At 63.8% G+C, this 14662-nt stretch carries 21 protein-coding genes; 11 read left to right on the top strand and 10 right to left on the bottom strand.

Going from position 1 to position 14662, the window contains the following annotated elements; genetic code table 11:
• Positions 1-92 precede the first annotated feature (92 nt).
• Together JQ507_32540 and JQ507_32535 are read left to right on the top strand one after the other, a co-directional pair.
• Complete coding sequence (locus JQ507_32540) at positions 93-1127, top strand: aspartate-semialdehyde dehydrogenase (GenBank protein ID QRI69532.1); 1035 nt, start codon at positions 93-95, stop codon at positions 1125-1127.
• A 25-nt stretch (positions 1128-1152) separates the two neighbouring features.
• Positions 1153-1704 (top strand): TIGR00645 family protein, encoded by a 552-nt coding sequence (locus JQ507_32535; GenBank protein QRI69531.1) that lies wholly within the window; start codon positions 1153-1155, stop codon positions 1702-1704.
• Between the two features lie 9 nt (positions 1705-1713).
• Here JQ507_32535 and JQ507_32530 read toward each other — a convergent pair whose 3' ends face one another.
• Positions 1714-2370: a carbonic anhydrase gene (locus JQ507_32530; protein QRI69530.1), complete on the bottom strand. Its 657-nt coding sequence runs from the start codon at positions 2368-2370 to the stop codon at positions 1714-1716.
• A 145-nt stretch (positions 2371-2515) separates the two neighbouring features.
• Here JQ507_32530 and JQ507_32525 point away from each other — a divergent pair, with 145 nt between their 5' ends.
• The gene (locus tag JQ507_32525) at positions 2516-3394 is read left to right on the top strand and encodes a CoA ester lyase (GenBank protein ID QRI69529.1); all 879 of its coding nucleotides are present in this window, start codon (positions 2516-2518) and stop codon (positions 3392-3394) included.
• A 168-nt stretch (positions 3395-3562) separates the two neighbouring features.
• Here JQ507_32525 and JQ507_32520 read toward each other — a convergent pair whose 3' ends face one another.
• The 3 genes from JQ507_32520 to JQ507_32510 all read right to left on the bottom strand — a co-directional run bounded on the left by JQ507_32520 (position 3563) and on the right by JQ507_32510 (position 5634).
• Positions 3563-4351 (bottom strand): hypothetical protein, encoded by a 789-nt coding sequence (locus JQ507_32520; protein QRI69528.1) that lies wholly within the window; start codon positions 4349-4351, stop codon positions 3563-3565.
• Between the two features lie 94 nt (positions 4352-4445).
• A complete protein-coding gene (leuD, locus tag JQ507_32515; GenBank protein QRI69527.1) occupies positions 4446-5048 on the bottom strand; it encodes a 3-isopropylmalate dehydratase small subunit in 603 nt (200 codons plus the stop codon).
• A 187-nt stretch (positions 5049-5235) separates the two neighbouring features.
• Positions 5236-5634, bottom strand: a complete 399-nt coding sequence (locus tag JQ507_32510; protein QRI69526.1) for a metallopeptidase family protein — start codon at positions 5632-5634, stop codon at positions 5236-5238.
• Between the two features lie 101 nt (positions 5635-5735).
• On the opposite strand from JQ507_32510, the gene JQ507_32505 reads away from it, so the two are divergent.
• The 5 genes from JQ507_32505 (at position 5736) to JQ507_32485 (ending at position 8804) form a co-directional block, all read left to right on the top strand.
• Complete coding sequence (locus tag JQ507_32505) at positions 5736-6062, top strand: hypothetical protein (GenBank protein ID QRI69525.1); 327 nt, start codon at positions 5736-5738, stop codon at positions 6060-6062.
• Positions 6063-6077: 15 nt separating this feature from the next.
• Positions 6078-7139, top strand: a complete 1062-nt coding sequence (locus JQ507_32500) for an AraC family transcriptional regulator (GenBank protein ID QRI69524.1) — start codon at positions 6078-6080, stop codon at positions 7137-7139.
• A 114-nt stretch (positions 7140-7253) separates the two neighbouring features.
• Complete coding sequence (locus JQ507_32495; GenBank protein ID QRI69523.1) at positions 7254-7670, top strand: hypothetical protein; 417 nt, start codon at positions 7254-7256, stop codon at positions 7668-7670.
• Positions 7671-7749: 79 nt separating this feature from the next.
• Positions 7750-8139, top strand: a complete 390-nt coding sequence (locus JQ507_32490) for a PRC-barrel domain-containing protein (protein ID QRI69522.1) — start codon at positions 7750-7752, stop codon at positions 8137-8139.
• A gap of 68 nt (positions 8140-8207) precedes the next feature.
• Positions 8208-8804, top strand: a complete 597-nt coding sequence (locus JQ507_32485; protein QRI69521.1) for an HdeD family acid-resistance protein — start codon at positions 8208-8210, stop codon at positions 8802-8804.
• A gap of 30 nt (positions 8805-8834) precedes the next feature.
• Here the strand turns inward: JQ507_32485 and JQ507_32480 are convergent, their stop codons facing one another.
• The gene (locus tag JQ507_32480; GenBank protein ID QRI73650.1) at positions 8835-9107 is read right to left on the bottom strand and encodes a hypothetical protein; all 273 of its coding nucleotides are present in this window, start codon (positions 9105-9107) and stop codon (positions 8835-8837) included.
• A gap of 253 nt (positions 9108-9360) precedes the next feature.
• Here JQ507_32480 and JQ507_32475 point away from each other — a divergent pair, with 253 nt between their 5' ends.
• Both JQ507_32475 and JQ507_32470 read left to right on the top strand, forming a co-directional pair.
• Entirely contained in the window at positions 9361-9603 is a 243-nt protein-coding gene (locus JQ507_32475) for a hypothetical protein (GenBank protein QRI69520.1), read from the top strand.
• A 127-nt stretch (positions 9604-9730) separates the two neighbouring features.
• Positions 9731-10072, top strand: a complete 342-nt coding sequence (locus JQ507_32470) for a hypothetical protein (protein QRI73649.1) — start codon at positions 9731-9733, stop codon at positions 10070-10072.
• Positions 10073-10147: 75 nt separating this feature from the next.
• On the opposite strand, the gene JQ507_32465 is transcribed toward JQ507_32470, so the two are convergent.
• Positions 10148-10441: a DUF1330 domain-containing protein gene (locus JQ507_32465; protein ID QRI69519.1), complete on the bottom strand. Its 294-nt coding sequence runs from the start codon at positions 10439-10441 to the stop codon at positions 10148-10150.
• Between the two features lie 160 nt (positions 10442-10601).
• Between JQ507_32465 and JQ507_32460 the strand changes: the two genes are divergently transcribed.
• Entirely contained in the window at positions 10602-11189 is a 588-nt protein-coding gene (locus JQ507_32460; GenBank protein ID QRI69518.1) for a hypothetical protein, read from the top strand.
• A 49-nt stretch (positions 11190-11238) separates the two neighbouring features.
• On the opposite strand, the gene JQ507_32455 is transcribed toward JQ507_32460, so the two are convergent.
• The 4 genes from JQ507_32455 to trmD all read right to left on the bottom strand — a co-directional run bounded on the left by JQ507_32455 (position 11239) and on the right by trmD (position 14581).
• Positions 11239-11451, bottom strand: a complete 213-nt coding sequence (locus JQ507_32455; protein QRI69517.1) for a hypothetical protein — start codon at positions 11449-11451, stop codon at positions 11239-11241.
• Positions 11452-11560: 109 nt separating this feature from the next.
• Positions 11561-12967, bottom strand: coding sequence for a 3-isopropylmalate dehydratase large subunit (leuC, locus tag JQ507_32450; protein ID QRI69516.1), 1407 nt, complete (start codon positions 12965-12967; stop codon positions 11561-11563).
• Positions 12968-13329: 362 nt separating this feature from the next.
• Positions 13330-13710, bottom strand: a complete 381-nt coding sequence (gene rplS / locus JQ507_32445) for a 50S ribosomal protein L19 (protein ID QRI69515.1) — start codon at positions 13708-13710, stop codon at positions 13330-13332.
• A gap of 109 nt (positions 13711-13819) precedes the next feature.
• On the bottom strand, positions 13820-14581 hold the full coding sequence (gene trmD / locus JQ507_32440; protein ID QRI69514.1) for a tRNA (guanosine(37)-N1)-methyltransferase TrmD: 762 nt from the start codon (positions 14579-14581) through the stop codon (positions 13820-13822).
• Positions 14582-14662: the final 81 nt, after the last annotated feature.

Genomic DNA, 14662 nt, shown 5'->3' with positions numbered 1-14662 from the left:
GTTGTCTTGACGGGGTTTCTCGCATAGAAGCGCTGCCTCTTCCCTTTCCGCGAGCAGCGGGGGAACGGGCATATTTCGTCGGAGAGTGAACGATGGGTTACAAAGTCGCGGTGGTCGGTGCGACCGGCAATGTCGGGCGCGAAATGCTCAACATTCTCGACGAGCGCAAATTCCCCGCCGACGAGGTCGTGGTGCTGGCCTCGCGCCGCAGCGTCGGCATCGAGGTCTCCTATGGCGACCGCACCCTGAAGGTGAAGGCGCTCGAGCATTATGATTTCTCCGACATCGACATCTGCCTGATGTCGGCCGGCGGCTCGGTGTCCAAGGAATGGTCGCCCAGGATCGGCGCGGCCGGCGCTGTGGTGATCGACAATTCGTCGGCCTGGCGCATGGATCCGGACGTGCCGCTGATCGTGCCGGAAGTGAACGCAGATGCGGCCGCCGGGTTCACCAAGAAGAACATCATCGCCAACCCGAACTGCTCGACCGCGCAGCTCGTCGTCGCACTGAAGCCGCTGCACGACAAGGCAACGATCACCCGTGTCGTGGTGTCGACCTATCAATCGGTGTCGGGCGCCGGCAAGGACGCGATGGACGAGTTGTTCTCGCAGACCAAGGCCGTCTACACCAATGACGAGCTGATCAATAAGAAGTTTCCCAAGCGCATCGCCTTCAACGTCATTCCCCAGATCGACGTCTTCATGGAAGACGGCTTCACCAAGGAAGAGTGGAAGATGATGGCGGAGACCAAGAAAATTCTTGATCCCAAGATCAAGCTGACCGCGACCTGCGTGCGCGTGCCGGTGTTCGTCGGTCACTCCGAGGCGGTCAATGTCGAGTTCGCCAATCCGATCACCGCGGACGAGGCGCGCAACATCCTGCGCAATGCGCCGGGCTGCCTCGTGATCGACAAGCACGAGCCGGGTGGCTACGTCACGCCCTATGAGGCCGCCGGTGAGGACGCGACCTATATCAGCCGCATCCGCGAGGATGCGACGGTGGAGAATGGTCTCGCGTTCTGGTGCGTATCGGACAATCTGCGCAAGGGCGCGGCGCTCAATGCCGTGCAGATCGCCGAGGTCCTGATCAACCGCAAGCTGATCACCGCGAAGAAAAAAGCGGCGTAAGGCAGATCAAACCGGGGTCGGAACCATGTCGGAACAATCGGCTCCCACCCCAGCAAGTCCGGCGACGCCGCGCATCATGCGCGGCTTCGAATATGTGCTGTTCAACAGCCGCTGGCTGATGGCGCCGTTCTATGTCGGCCTGGTCGTGGCGCTCGCGGTGCTGCTGCTGAAATTCGCGCGCATGCTGTGGGAGTTCGTGCTGCATGCGTCCGGCTACAAGTCGACGGAAGTCATCCTCGACGCGCTGGCGCTGATCGACGTTACGCTGGTCGCCAACCTCATTCTGATCGTGGTGTTCTCGGGCTACGAGAACTTCGTCTCGCGCATCGACACGTCAGGCAACCCGAACTGGCCGATCTGGATCACCAAGATCGACTTTGCCGGGCTGAAGCAGAAGCTGCTGGCCTCGATCGTCGCGATCTCGGCGATCCACGTGCTGGAAGCGTTCCTGAACATCGATTCCGCGTTCGACGCGACGCGGATGACGTGGCTCGTCGCCGTGCACCTGGTGTTCGTGATCTCGGCGCTGTTGCTTGCGCTCTCCGATCGCTGGGGCAACGCTCACGACGAGGCGTAGCCGAAAGCGCTACTCGCCGGCCTTCAGGGCTTCAGTGACGCTGATGAATTCCTTGGCGACCCGGTCGAGCACGAACAGCGAGCCCTCGGCGACGCCGAAATAGGCGCCGTGCAGCTGCATCTCGCCGTTCTCCACGCGTTCGCGGACGAACGGGAAGGTCATCAAATTCTCCAGCGAGCGGAACACCGCGGCCTTCTCGATGCGGGTGACGAAGTCCTGCATGCTCTCATGGTCGCGCTGCTCGACCACCTCGCCCGGCTTGATGAACATCTGCATCCATTTGCCGATGAAATCGCCGGGGGTCAGCGGCTTGATCTTGTCGACGAAGGCGCGGATACCGCCGCACTGGGCATGGCCCAGCACCACGATGTTCTTCACCTTCAGCACGGTCACGGCGTATTCCAGCGCGGCCGACACGCCGTGGGCGTTGCTGTCGGGCTGATAGACCGGAACCAGATTGGCGATGTTCCGGACCACGAACAATTCGCCCGGACCCGCGTCGAAGATCACCTCGGGCGAGACGCGGGAATCGCAGCAGCCGATCACCATGGTTTCGGGAAACTGGCCGCGTTCCGACAGGTCCCGATAGCGCGACTGTTCAGTCGGCAACCGCTGGGTCGCGAAGGTCCGGTAGCCGTCGATCAACTGCTTCGGAAAGAATTTCATGGCCTCTGGCTAACCACATGCCGATGACGGGGACAAGACTTTCGGCGTGCCGCCTGAGATGATACGGCAGCGCTGAAGCATGGTTCCTGCCACGATGCCCAAACAATGGACAGCGGCGGAGCCCAAGCCCCGCAGGAGAATGCCGATGATCCGCCCGCGCCGCAGCCTGTTGTTCATGCCGGGATCGAATGCACGGGCGCTGGAGAAGGCCCGCACGCTGCCCGCCGACGGTATTATCCTCGATCTGGAGGATTCCGTTGCCCCCGACGCCAAGGCCGTCGCCCGCGAGCAGATCGCCAAGGCGGTCGCCGCCAGGGGTTTTGGCAAGCGCGAGGTGCTGATCCGCATCAACGCGCTCGATACGCCCTGGTGGGTCGACGACATCGGCATGGCCGGCAAGGCGCAGCCTGACGGCATCCTGGTTCCCAAGATTTCCACCGTGGACGACCTCAACGCTGTCGCCGATCGCCTCAGCGACATCAATGCTCCTGCCTCGATCCGGGTCTGGGCCATGATCGAGACCGCACGCGCGGTGCTCGACGCCGACAAGCTCGCGGCCGCATCGAAGGATTCCGAAATCCGGCTCGCCGGCTTCGTGTTCGGGCCGAACGATATCGCGCGCGAAACCCGGATCCGGATGAAGCCGGGACGCGCGGCGATGATCCCGATGATCACGCATTGCATCCTCGCGACCCGCGCACACGGGCTCGAGATCCTCGACGGCCCCTATGGCGACATCAGCAACATCGACGGCTTCGCGGAGGAATGCGCGCAGGGCCGCGATCTCGGTTTCGACGGCAAGACGCTGATCCACCCGAGCCACATCGACGCGTGCAACGCGATCTTCACGCCGCCGGAGGCCGAAGTCGCCGAGGCCCGCAAGATCATCGCAGCCTTCGCACAGCCGGAGAACGTCTCGCGCGGCGCGATCCAGCTCGACGGCCGCATGGTCGAGCGCCTGCACGCCGAGATGGCCAAGCGCACGATCGCGATCGCGGATGCGATCGCTGCGTTGGGGCATTAGCGGCAGGTGATCTTCCCTTCTCCCCATGTGGGAGAAGGTGGCGCGAAGCGCCGGATGAGGGGTTGTCTCCGCTTGCGAGATTCTCCCGTGTGGAGAGAACCCCTCACCCCGCTTCGCTGTGCGAAGCGACCCTCTCCCACAAGGGGAGAGGGTGCAGCAGTGAGAGCGTCAGCTGCCGAACTTCTCCGCCGCCCAGGCATAGAGGCTGCCCGGGATTGGCGCCTCCTTGCCGCGTCCCTTCGGCGAGATGTGCAGGCCGATGATGCCCGGATCGTTCAAATAGCGCGAAAAATCCGACGGCTCGAAGAACAGTTTTGGTTCGGCGTGCACCGCGTAGAACGATTGCTTCGGCAGCGCGTGCTGTAGTTCGCCTTCGCGGCGCGCGAGCGCGGTGAGCGCGGCCGGGCCGAAGATCGCGACACGGATGTCGGAGAGGCGATTGGATTTGCCACGCAGCCGGCGCATCGCGAAGGTCAGGCGGTGACGCAGCGCCAGCCAGTCCGGCGTCAGCTCATCCTGCTGCATCAGCGCTTCGAAGGCGCGCACGATCGGATCGTTGTGCGGCAGATACAGCACGGAGTTGCCGAGCTGCCGCGGCCGCTCCCAGGCGAAATAGGGCTTTGCCGGGTCGATCTCGACGGGCTTGAGCAACAGCACATCGGCATCGAGCCAGAGGCCGGCGCGCTGCTTCATCAGCCGCATCCGGAAGAAGTCGCTGAATTGCAGGATGGTCCAGTCGCGCCACGAACCGTCCGGCTCGGCCGGACGCAGCCTCTCCGAGAACGCATATGGCAACACCGCTTCGGCTGCGGCATTGCCGACGCCATCGGGCAGGCCGGGGACGGGATCGAAACTATAGACGGTGACCTTGTGCCCGGCCGCCAGCTGCGAGCGCAGGCAGGTCCGGCGCAGCGCGTCCATCGAACCGTGCCAGAAGGTGACGATGTCAGGCAGCATGCGCGTCAGCTATCACTGGTGTGCGAACGGGTAGCGCTGCAAAGAAAAGCCCCGGCGCCTGACGGCACCGGGGCGCGATGATCATGCGCCGAGCTCAAGCCCAGGCACGCTCCTTGAGCTTGGCTTCAAAGCTGTCGATCGACTTCTTCTTCTCCATCGTCAGGCCGATGTCGTCGAGACCGTTGATCAGGCAGTGCTTGCGGAACGGATCGATCTCGAACTTGACCTTGCCGCCGTCGGGGCCGCGGATCTCCTGGCTGGGGAGGTCGATGGTCAGCGTCGCGTTGGCGCCGCGCTCGGCATCGTCGAACAGCTTGTCGAGGTCTTCCTGCGACACGCGGATCGGCAGGATGCCGTTCTTGAAGCAGTTGTTGTAGAAGATGTCGCCGAACGAGGTCGAGATCACGCAGCGGATGCCGAAGTCGAGCAGCGCCCAGGGCGCGTGCTCGCGGCTCGAGCCGCAGCCGAAATTGTCGCCGGCGACCAGCACCTTCGCATTGCGATAGGCGGACTGGTTGAGGACGAAATCGGGGTTCTCGCTGCCGTCATCCTTGTAGCGCTGCTCGGAGAAAAGCCCCTTGCCAAGGCCGGTGCGCTTGATGGTCTTGAGGTACTGCTTCGGAATGATCATGTCGGTGTCGACATTGATGATCTTCAGCGGTGCCGCGACGCCTTCCAGCGTGGTGAACTTGTCCATCGGTGCTCTTCCCGGGCAAAAACTAGGGGATACGGGCCGGTTGTTTATCGCGAATGTGACAGCGGTAAAAGGCTCATTTCTGCAAAGCTGGAGCCCATTCCGCTCCGATGGAGCGGAACGGGCTCCAGATTCTTGTTTTGACGCGTTTTCTTCACGCGAACCGGGGGCCACTTCGCTCGAAAACGCTTTACCCCGCATCGGCCTCAATCGCCTCCATATCGGCGTCGGAGAGGCCGAAATGGTGGCCGATTTCGTGGATCAGCACGTGGCGCACGATGTGGCCGAGGGTCTCGTCGTGTTCCGCCCAATAGTCGAGGATCGGCCGGCGGTAGAGCCAGACCAGGTTGGGCAGCCGGGCCACGTCGCCATGGCTCTGCTGCGGCAGGCCGATGCCGTGAAACAGGCCGAGCAAGTCGAATTCGCTCTCGGCCTGCATCTCGTCGAGCACCTCGTCGGTCGGGAAGTCGTCGACACGGATGATCAGGCCCTCGCAGAGGGCCCGGAACGTCCGAGGCAGGCGCTCGAAAATCTCGTGCGCCATGGCTTCCATCTCGGCCAGCGAGGGGGCCTTTGCTGTGGTCCACATGACACTCCTTTAGCGCGAGTGCTATCGGCGGCGCCAGTGCAGTTGACCTTGGCGGCGCAATGGGAGACCGTGCGGCCGATAATCGGGGCTCGGGTGGCGTGATGAAAAGGATCGTGGCGGCAGCGCTGTTGGCAGCATCAGTCGGGCTCCTGCTTCCGGCCGAAGGGGCCCGGGCGCAGAGTGCGGCGGCTGAAGCGCGCATCGGTGAGACGGCGCCGGTCGCACGCGAGCGGGTGGTCGAGCACCGCCGGTTGAGGCGCGTACCGATCTACCGCTCCCGGCCCGATCATTGGGAACCGGATGTGATCCCGCGCTACAATCCCGGTCCGAACGCCGTGCGCGATTGCACCGCGACCTATGTGCAGGAGCACCGGCCGAGCGGCACCGTGATCACGCCGCGCATGAACTGCTTCTGGCGGCCGGGCTAGGACTTGGGCGTCAGCTTGGCCGATGCCGCGATGATCCCGCCGGGCCCGGACGACAAGGTTTACCCGGTCATCAAGCTCGCCATGATCATCGACGCGCTGGCCGCGGAGGGAATCCCTGCGCGGGATGCGCTTGCAGGCGTGCACCTCTCCAGTGAGGCAATCTCCTCGCCCGCGACGCGGATCTCGCTCAATCAGGTGATTGAGGGCTACCGCAACGCCGACAGGCTCTCGCACGATCCTCACTTCTCATATCACGCGGGCTTGCGGTTTCATCTCTCGGCATATGGGATGTATGGGTTCGCGATCCTCAGCAGCATGGATTATCGCCAGACCATGCAGTTTGCCGAGAAGTACCATCAGCTCGCGACGCCGCTCGCCGAACTTCATTTCAAGGAAGAGGGCGGTTGCGGAGTCTGGACCATCAATCCGATGCCGCATTCGCGCATGGATGCCTCCCTCTACAGGTTCGTGTTGGAAACGCAGTTCGGCATTTGCATCTCGCTTCAGCGCGACGTCATGGGCTCGTCGTTTGCGGCAAGAGAGCTCCACGTGACATACCCTCGGCCCGACGATGCGGCGAAGTATCCGGAAGTCTTTGGATGTCCGGTGTCGTTCGGCCAACCCGACAACCGGATCGTGTTTGACGCGACCTGGCTCGATGGCACGCCAAGGCTTGGGAACGAGATCACCTACGCGACGGTGGTCGGGCTGTGCGATCATCTGATGGATGAGCTCAAGCTTGGCGCCGGGGTCGCCGGCAAGGTCCGGCGCGTCCTCCTGACCAATCTGATGCGACCGCTCAACTTTGCTCAGATCGCCCACGACGTAAACATGGGCGAGCGCACGCTGCGACGGAAGCTGCGCGAGGAGGGCACGTCGTTTCGCGAGTTGGTGGATCAGTTGCGAATGGACATGGCCATCAAATATCTGCGCGATACCGACCTGACCGTCGAGGCCATCTCGGAGTCGCTGGGCTTCAGCGATGCCGCCAATTTCAGGCAGGCGTTCCGCCGCTGGACCAACGCGGCACCGCAAGCCTACAGGAATATTTCCGGCAAAGCCGCGATGCCGGCCTGATCGGCCGAACGATTGGCCGGATGGCACCGGTTGTTTGGCCGGATCCAACCGTTTCGCGAACCGCGCGGCCGTCTACTCCTGATTGCGATCCCGACTCGTGACAGGAGGCTCAAAATGGGCGAACGCATCGATCAGTTCTGCGAAGATCTTCGGCAAAAGCTCACCATGGCCGACAGCGGCCTGGAGGGTCTGAAGGCAAAGATCAGCGGCAAGGCGGCACACGTCGAGCAGGACGTGCAGAGCCATCTCGACCGGGTTCACAAGCGCGTCGAACAAGGCCGCAGCAAGATCGCGGCCGCTCAGGCCGACATCAAGGAGTGGGCCGATCAGAAGAAGACCGCCACCGGCGACAGGATCGCCGAATGGAAGGCGAACCGCGAACTCAGCAAGCTGCAGGATCGCGCCGCCAAGGCCGAACGGTATGCCGCAGCCGCTTCGGACGTTGCCGTCGCCGCCCTCGACGAGGCGGAGGAGGCTTCGCTCGAGGCTTGGCTTGCCCGCCAGGATGCCGACGCGGCTTCGGCGAAATAACCCATCGCTGCTGTGCGGGGCCCGTCAACTGGGCCCCGATCCGGTCAATAACCAACGTGACCACATCGGGAAGATTCTCATGAAGCGTAGGATTATGGTTTTCATCGTCGGCATCGGTTTGACGATGCCGGTCGTTGCCCTGGCACAAGTCGCCGGATCGACGCTGCTCGGCGTCAGTTACGGCGAACTGCGCGACGTGACGGTCGGCTGGAGCGCCAAGCGTCTGATCCTGGGGCATCCGGTCTACAACAACATGGATGAGCGCATCGGTGCGATCGAGGACATCATCGTCACGCCCGACAAGTCGGTCTCTTACGCCATCATCAATGCCGGCGGGTTCCTGGCGGTCGCCAAGCACAACGTCGCCGTTCCGGTCTCGCAGTTCAAGCTGGATGGCGAAAAGCTGATCCTGCCCGGCGCGACCAAGGACGCCTTGAAGGCATCGCCCGCGTTCGAATACGCCAACTGAATCGCTTCCCAACGGAGGCGATTGCCGCAACGGCAAGCGCCTCCGATAGAACCCGATGGAGACGTATGATGGCTGATACGCATGCTCGGAGCGGACCGGGGAACGATCTTCCTCTTCCTGGACTGTTGCGCTCACTCGCGGATAATTGGTGGCTTCTGCTGTTGCGCGGCCTGGCCGCCGTCGCCTTTGGCATTCTGGCGATCATTTGGCCCGGCCTGACGCTGATCACATTGACCTGGCTGTGGGGCGCCTACGCGCTGAGCGACGGTGTGATTGCGATATGGGCTGCCCTCAACGCCTCCGGCGGCGACGCCGGCCCGCGTTGGTGGCTGGGCCTCAGCGGCATCGCCAGCATCCTCGCCGGCGTGGTGGCGTTCTGGTACACCGGAATGACCACGGTCGTGCTGCTGATGTTTATCGCCGCCTGGGCCATCGTCATCGGTGCAACCCAGATCTGGGGCGCCATCGCGCTGCGCAGCGTGCTGCAGAACGAATGGCTGCTCATCCTCAACGGAATCCTGTCGATTGCCTTCGGCGTCATTCTGATGGTGCAGCCAGGCGCCGGTGCTCTGGCGGTAGTCTGGATGATTGCCTGGTTTGCGATCTTCTTCGGCTGTCTCTACATCGCGCTCGCCTTCCGGCTGCGGCAGTACAAGCGCGGCTAGAGCATGGTCCGAAGCGGCGCACATTTCGGGTCATTTGCGTAGCGCGCGGATCAGTCCGGCACCGACCACGAGCGCCGATGCGCCATAGACGATGATGGCCATGGCGAGCCGCGTCAGCGGGCCGGCGGTGCCAGTGCCGGTGCCCGGGCCTTGCGATGCCGCTGCGATGTCGGATACCAGCCAGATCGCCGACGCGAGCAGCGCGAGGTATCCGAAGCGTCGCCTCGTTGCTGATGAGTCTGCCGGAACCTGTACAGCAGTGCCTACGGCAGATGTCAGGTGGCCGCTCACGTTCGATTGCATCACGGCAATCTCCGGCAACAGAAACACGCAAGATACGACGGTAGCCGATGCCGGGTTTCGCGAGCGCGCGAAAAATCACGCGCTGCGGCGGAACCTGAGCGCGTCAGCGGCATTCATCATCGTGGCGCAGTTATTCACTTCCCGCTCACGTCATCCGCATTGTGCTTGCGATCTGCGTCGCGGCAACGGGGGTCGATTCGAATGCGAGTCGTCGTTGCAGGACGTGACATCCAGCAATCAAGGAGATTAGCGCATGAAGGTGATGAAGGTTCTGGGGCTTGCGGCGATCGGTGCCGTGCTGGTCTTGGCGGCGCCGGCCGAGCGCGCGAGCGCGATGTCGCTCACGACGCCAGGCACCGCCGCAACGGTTCAGGACAATGCGAACCAGACCACCACGCAGGTACGCTATGGCCATGGTCGTGGTCATGGCTGGCACCGCGGCTGGCATCGCGGGCATCACCGTGGCTGGGGCCATCGCCGCCACTGGCGCCGCTGATCGCGCGGCGTATCAGCGCAGTTGAGACACAGGCCCGTGAGCAGCGGGCCTGTCGTCGTTCTCAGCCATCAAACCGGCAGATTCGCGCGCGCGAGATGATCTCGATCGCAATCTGCAGGAGTTGATCATGATGAGATGGATCGGTGTTGCCGCTGTCGCTTGTGCATTCGCGTTGACGGCGCCGGCCTCGGCAAAGGCCGCGGCATCAGCCAAGCCGCAGGCTGCGGCACAAGGGCAAGCGGGCAAGGCGACGGACTTCAGCGCCCAGCGCCATCATCGCCATTACCATCACCACCGCCACCATTATCACCGCGGCTACCGTTCCTATTACCGACCGTACTACCAGCCCTATCCGGCCTATCGGCCGTACGGCTCCTATTACTATGGACGGCCTTATTATTATCAGCCCTACCCCTACGCGGCGCCGGCGCCGTTCACCTTTGGCTTCGGGTTCGGCCCGTACTGGTGACGAACCACGTCGCACGATGCGCGGCACAAATGGCGCAACAGGAGAGCGGCTCCAATCGGAGCCGCTTCGGCAGTGTCATGGTGCAAAGCCCTTCGCTAGCAGCACAATGCCTTGCGCACCGGCCTTGCGATCCCGGGAGATCTCGACGTATTCGGGCGATTCCGACCAGGCGCGGAATGCCGCCTCGTCAGGGAATGACATCAGCACCAGCTTGTCGCGGTCCCAATTGCCTTCAAGGACCGCGGGATGTTCGTCGGCCGACAGCAGCCGCCCGTTGAACTTCCTGAACACATCGAAGAAGCGTGCCTGATACCGATCATAAGCGGCGCGGTCGGTCATCTTGAGTTGCACGATCACATAGACAGTCACCGACGTTCCCCTCCGGACTTTTTGCCGCACGCGCCTTGCGCGTTCATGGCGCATTCAGTTGCGCGTTTCTAGCGTCGTGCCGGGAGCGACTGCAATGAACGCAATGCGACCGGCTGCCATGCAGCGCGGCTGTCATCGCTGTTGTCAGGGAGGATCAGAGATGAGGGAGAGCACTTTGCGGTGCGGGCTGCTGCGCCGTCTCGGTGTTGCGGCGGCCGCGGTCTTGGCATTGTCGATCGCCTCGCAGCAACGCGCCGAAGCGCTGTCGGTGGCGAGCCCGGGCACCGTGCCCGCGGCAAAATCTGCGGCCGATGCCATGACGACCCAGGTTCGGCATGGCGGTGGCGGCGGTCACGGCGGCGGCGGATTTCATGGCGGTGGTTTCCACGGCGGTGGATTTCACGGCGGTGGTTTCCATGGCGGCGGTTTCCGCGGCTTCCATGGTGGCGGCTTCCGCGCCGCGCCGGCGTTTCACGGCGGCTATCGCTATGGCGGCTTCCATCGCCATTATGGTGGCTACCACCGTTTCCATGGCGGCGGTTACCGTTACGGCTACCGGCCCTATTACCGGCGGCACTTCCACCATCGCCGCTACTTCTACGGATCGTCCTACTATCCCTATTATTACCCGGCCTATTACCATCACCATCGTTGCCGGGTGATCTGGACCTATTACGGGCCGCGCCGAATCTGCCGGCCGTGGTGGCATCACCGGCACTATTGGCGGCCGTACCGGGTCTACTGGTGACGCCTGAAAACGACAGCGGGCGCCTCGCGGCGCCCGTTCACTTTTCAGGCTAATCCCAGTTTTTCAGCTTCCAGGATTTGATCTTCCAGGGCGTCAGGTTCTCCATCCGCCATTGCGTCCACCGCTCCGGCGGCCAATGGCTGAGGCGGGAGGTCTCCTTGACCTCGGGAAGCGGATCGATGATGCGCGCTGCTCCGCGACGGCGGTGCTTCTGCCGCGTCGCCTCGCTGATCATATCGACGAATTCGGGTTTGTCGGCCACGGCACGCACTCCCAGCGAAGGCTTGTTTCGCAAGGAGGCAGTGTGCGTGCGCGCCGTTAACGAGCCGTTTCCGCAACGGCTCGAGCTTGAGGCAAAAACCGCGCTTGCCTTACCGCCAGTCGCGGACGTCGACGAAGTGACCGGCGATCGCGGCGGCCGCGGCCATCGCGGGCGACACCAGATGGGTGCGGCCCTTGAAGCCCTGGCGGCCCTCGAAGTTGCGGTTCGAGGTCGAGGCGCAGCGCTCTTCCGGCTTCAGCTTGTCCGGGTTCATCGCCAGGCACATCGAGCAGCCCGGCTCGCGCCATTCGAAGCCGGCCGCAATGAAGATCTTGTCGAGGCCTTCGGCTTCCGCCTGCTCCTTCACGATGCCCGAGCCCGGCACGATCATCGCGTTGACGTTGGCGTTGACCGTCTTGCCTTCGGCGACCTTCGCAGCAGCGCGCAGGTCTTCGATGCGGCCGTTGGTGCAGGAGCCGATAAAGACGCGGTCGAGCTTGATGTCGGTGATCTTGGTGCCGACGGTCAGGCCCATATATTTCAACGCGCGATGCTTGGAGAGCCGCTTGGCCTCGTCCGCGATCTTGTCCGGATCCGGCACGAAGCCGGTGATCGAGATGACGTCCTCGGGGCTGGTGCCCCAGGTCACGATCGGCGGCAGCTTGGCCGCGTCCAGCCGCAGCTCGTGGTCGAAATGCGCGCCCTCGTCGGAGCGCAGCGTCTCCCAGTAGCGCATCGCGGCATCCCAGGCGGCACCCTTCGGCGCCTTCGGGCGGTCGCGCAGGAAGTCGAACGCCTTCTGGTCGGGCGCCACCAGGCCGGCGCGCGCGCCGCCCTCGATCGACATGTTGCAGACCGTCATGCGGCCTTCCATCGACAGTGCACGGATCGCCTCGCCGGCATATTCCAGCACGTAGCCGGTGCCGCCGGCGGTGCCGATCTCGCCGATGATCGCCAGGATGATGTCCTTGCCGGTCACGCCTTCGGGCAACTTGCCGTCGACGATCGCGCGCATGTTCTTGGCCTTCTTCTGGATCAGCGTCTGCGTCGCCAGCACGTGCTCGACCTCTGAGGTGCCGATGCCATGCGCGAGCGCGCCGAACGCGCCATGCGTCGAGGTGTGGCTGTCACCGCAGACGATGGTGGTGCCGGGCAGCGTGAAGCCTTGCTCCGGGCCGATGACGTGGACGATGCCCTGACGCTTGTCGAACTCGTTGTAATATTCGATGCCGAATTCCTTGGCGTTCTCCGCCATCACCCGCATCTGCTCGATGCTCTCGGGGTCGGGGTTCGGCTTCGAGCGATCGGTGGTCGGGATGTTGTGGTCGACGACCGCGAGCGTCTTCTCGGGCGCGTGCACCTTGCGGCCGGCGGCGCGCAGGCCTTCGAACGCCTGCGGCGAGGTCACCTCGTGCACCAGATGGCGATCGATGTAGAGCAGGCAGGTGCCGTCCTCGGCCTCATGGACCAGATGGTCGTTCCAGATCTTGTCGTACAGCGTGGTCGGTCTTGACATGAGCTTCAGCTCCAGAAGAAATTCAGTGTTGAATGGTGTGAGCGCGTCTTGAGCGCGCGAGCAGGCGAAAGCGTCCAGGCAGCGTTACGCTGCGCGTCTAAGCTCAGACGTTGCCGACGTCGCAAACCGCCCGAAGAAGCGGCCGGGCAGCCGCGAGCGATCGTCGATCACGACGCGCTTGCAGGTCTGACTTGGGCAGCACTGGTTTGCTTGATCCGGAACCATTCTAAATTTCTAACACAGGGCTCGCGCCCGCGACAATCGATCGATGCGCGGGGTGCTACGTCAGATAGGTATGCCGCAACGAAAAAGCGCGGGGCAGGCCCCGCGCTTTTGGTCACATCCCCTTTTAAGGGAAACGTTTACTCGCCGACGGCGGTCTGGCGGTCCTGCTTCTCGACGATGCGGGCCGACTTGCCGCGCAGGTTGCGCAGGTAATAGAGCTTGGCGCGACGCACCTTGCCGCGACGCACGACCTTGATCGAGTCGATCATCGGCGACATCACCGGGAAGACGCGCTCGACGCCCTCGCCGTACGAAATCTTGCGCACGGTGAAGCTCTCGTTGAGTCCCTGGCCGGAACGGCCGATGCAAACGCCTTCATAGGCCTGCACGCGGGTGCGCTCGCCTTCGACCACCTTCACGTTGACGATGACGGTGTCGCCGGGCCCGAATTCCGGAATGGTCTTGGTGGCGGCGAGCTTGTCGAACTGCTCTTTTTCGAGCTGCTGAATAAGGTTCATCGAAATCTCCATCGGCGGCGCGCCCAGCCTTTGGCGGGCTGCGCAAACGTCCATCTATCCTGCGCGTGTGCGGATTAGGCCGTGCCTATAAGGCAAAGCGCAGGGTTTGTCACCCGTCTGTCGTGTTTTTTGTCCGTCGCGGCGCGGCTTTTTGGCCGGCACGCCTGGCCCAGAGATCGGGCCGCCGGGCCGCCGTGAGGGCCTCGGATTGGGCCAGCCGCCAGGCCGCGACCTTGGCATGATCGCCGGAAACGAGGATTTCCGGGATCTGGCGGCCCTCGAACTCCTGCGGACGGGTGTATTGGGGGTATTCCAGTAGTCCTTCGGAGAAGCTCTCCTCGGTTCCCGAGGCCAGCTTCCCCATCACCCCCGGCAGCAGGCGGACGCAGGCGTCGATCAGGGTCATCGCGGCGATTTCGCCGCCGGACAGCACATAATCGCCGATCGAGACCTCCTCGAGCCCCCGCGCCTCGATCACCCGCTGGTCGATGCCCTCGAAGCGGCCGCAGACGATCAGGGGGCCGGGCCCGGCGGCAAGTTCCATGACCTGGGTCTGGGTCAATGGCCGACCGCGCGGGCTCATCAGCAGGCGCGGCCGGCCTGGGGCGACGTCAGCGGCGTCGATCGCCGCCGCCAGCACGTCGGCGCGCAGCACCATGCCCGGACCGCCGCCTGCCGGCGTGTCGTCCACGCTGCGATGCCTGTCGGTCGCCGACGCCCTGATATCGTGCGCCTCCAGCGCCCAGAGGCCCGACGCCAGCGCCCTGCCGGCCAGGCTGACGCCGAGCGGCCCCGGAAACATGTCCGGGAACAGGGTCAGTACGGTGGCGCGCCATGGTGTCGCTTCGGCCGGGGTCTCTTGCGATGTCATGGCCTCTGGTTACGGCACCACGGCCGTGAGGTCGAGGCTCTGCATCAACGTTCGGTCCGCCGGAGCAGCGCGAACTCAGCG

Origin of the sequence: Bradyrhizobium sp. PSBB068, from assembly GCA_016839165.1 — a bacterium.
Taxonomy (GTDB): Bacteria; Pseudomonadota; Alphaproteobacteria; order Rhizobiales; family Xanthobacteraceae; genus Bradyrhizobium.
The sequence above is the reverse complement of the archived record's forward strand: the minus strand, read 5'-3'. Positions and strand labels throughout refer to the sequence as shown.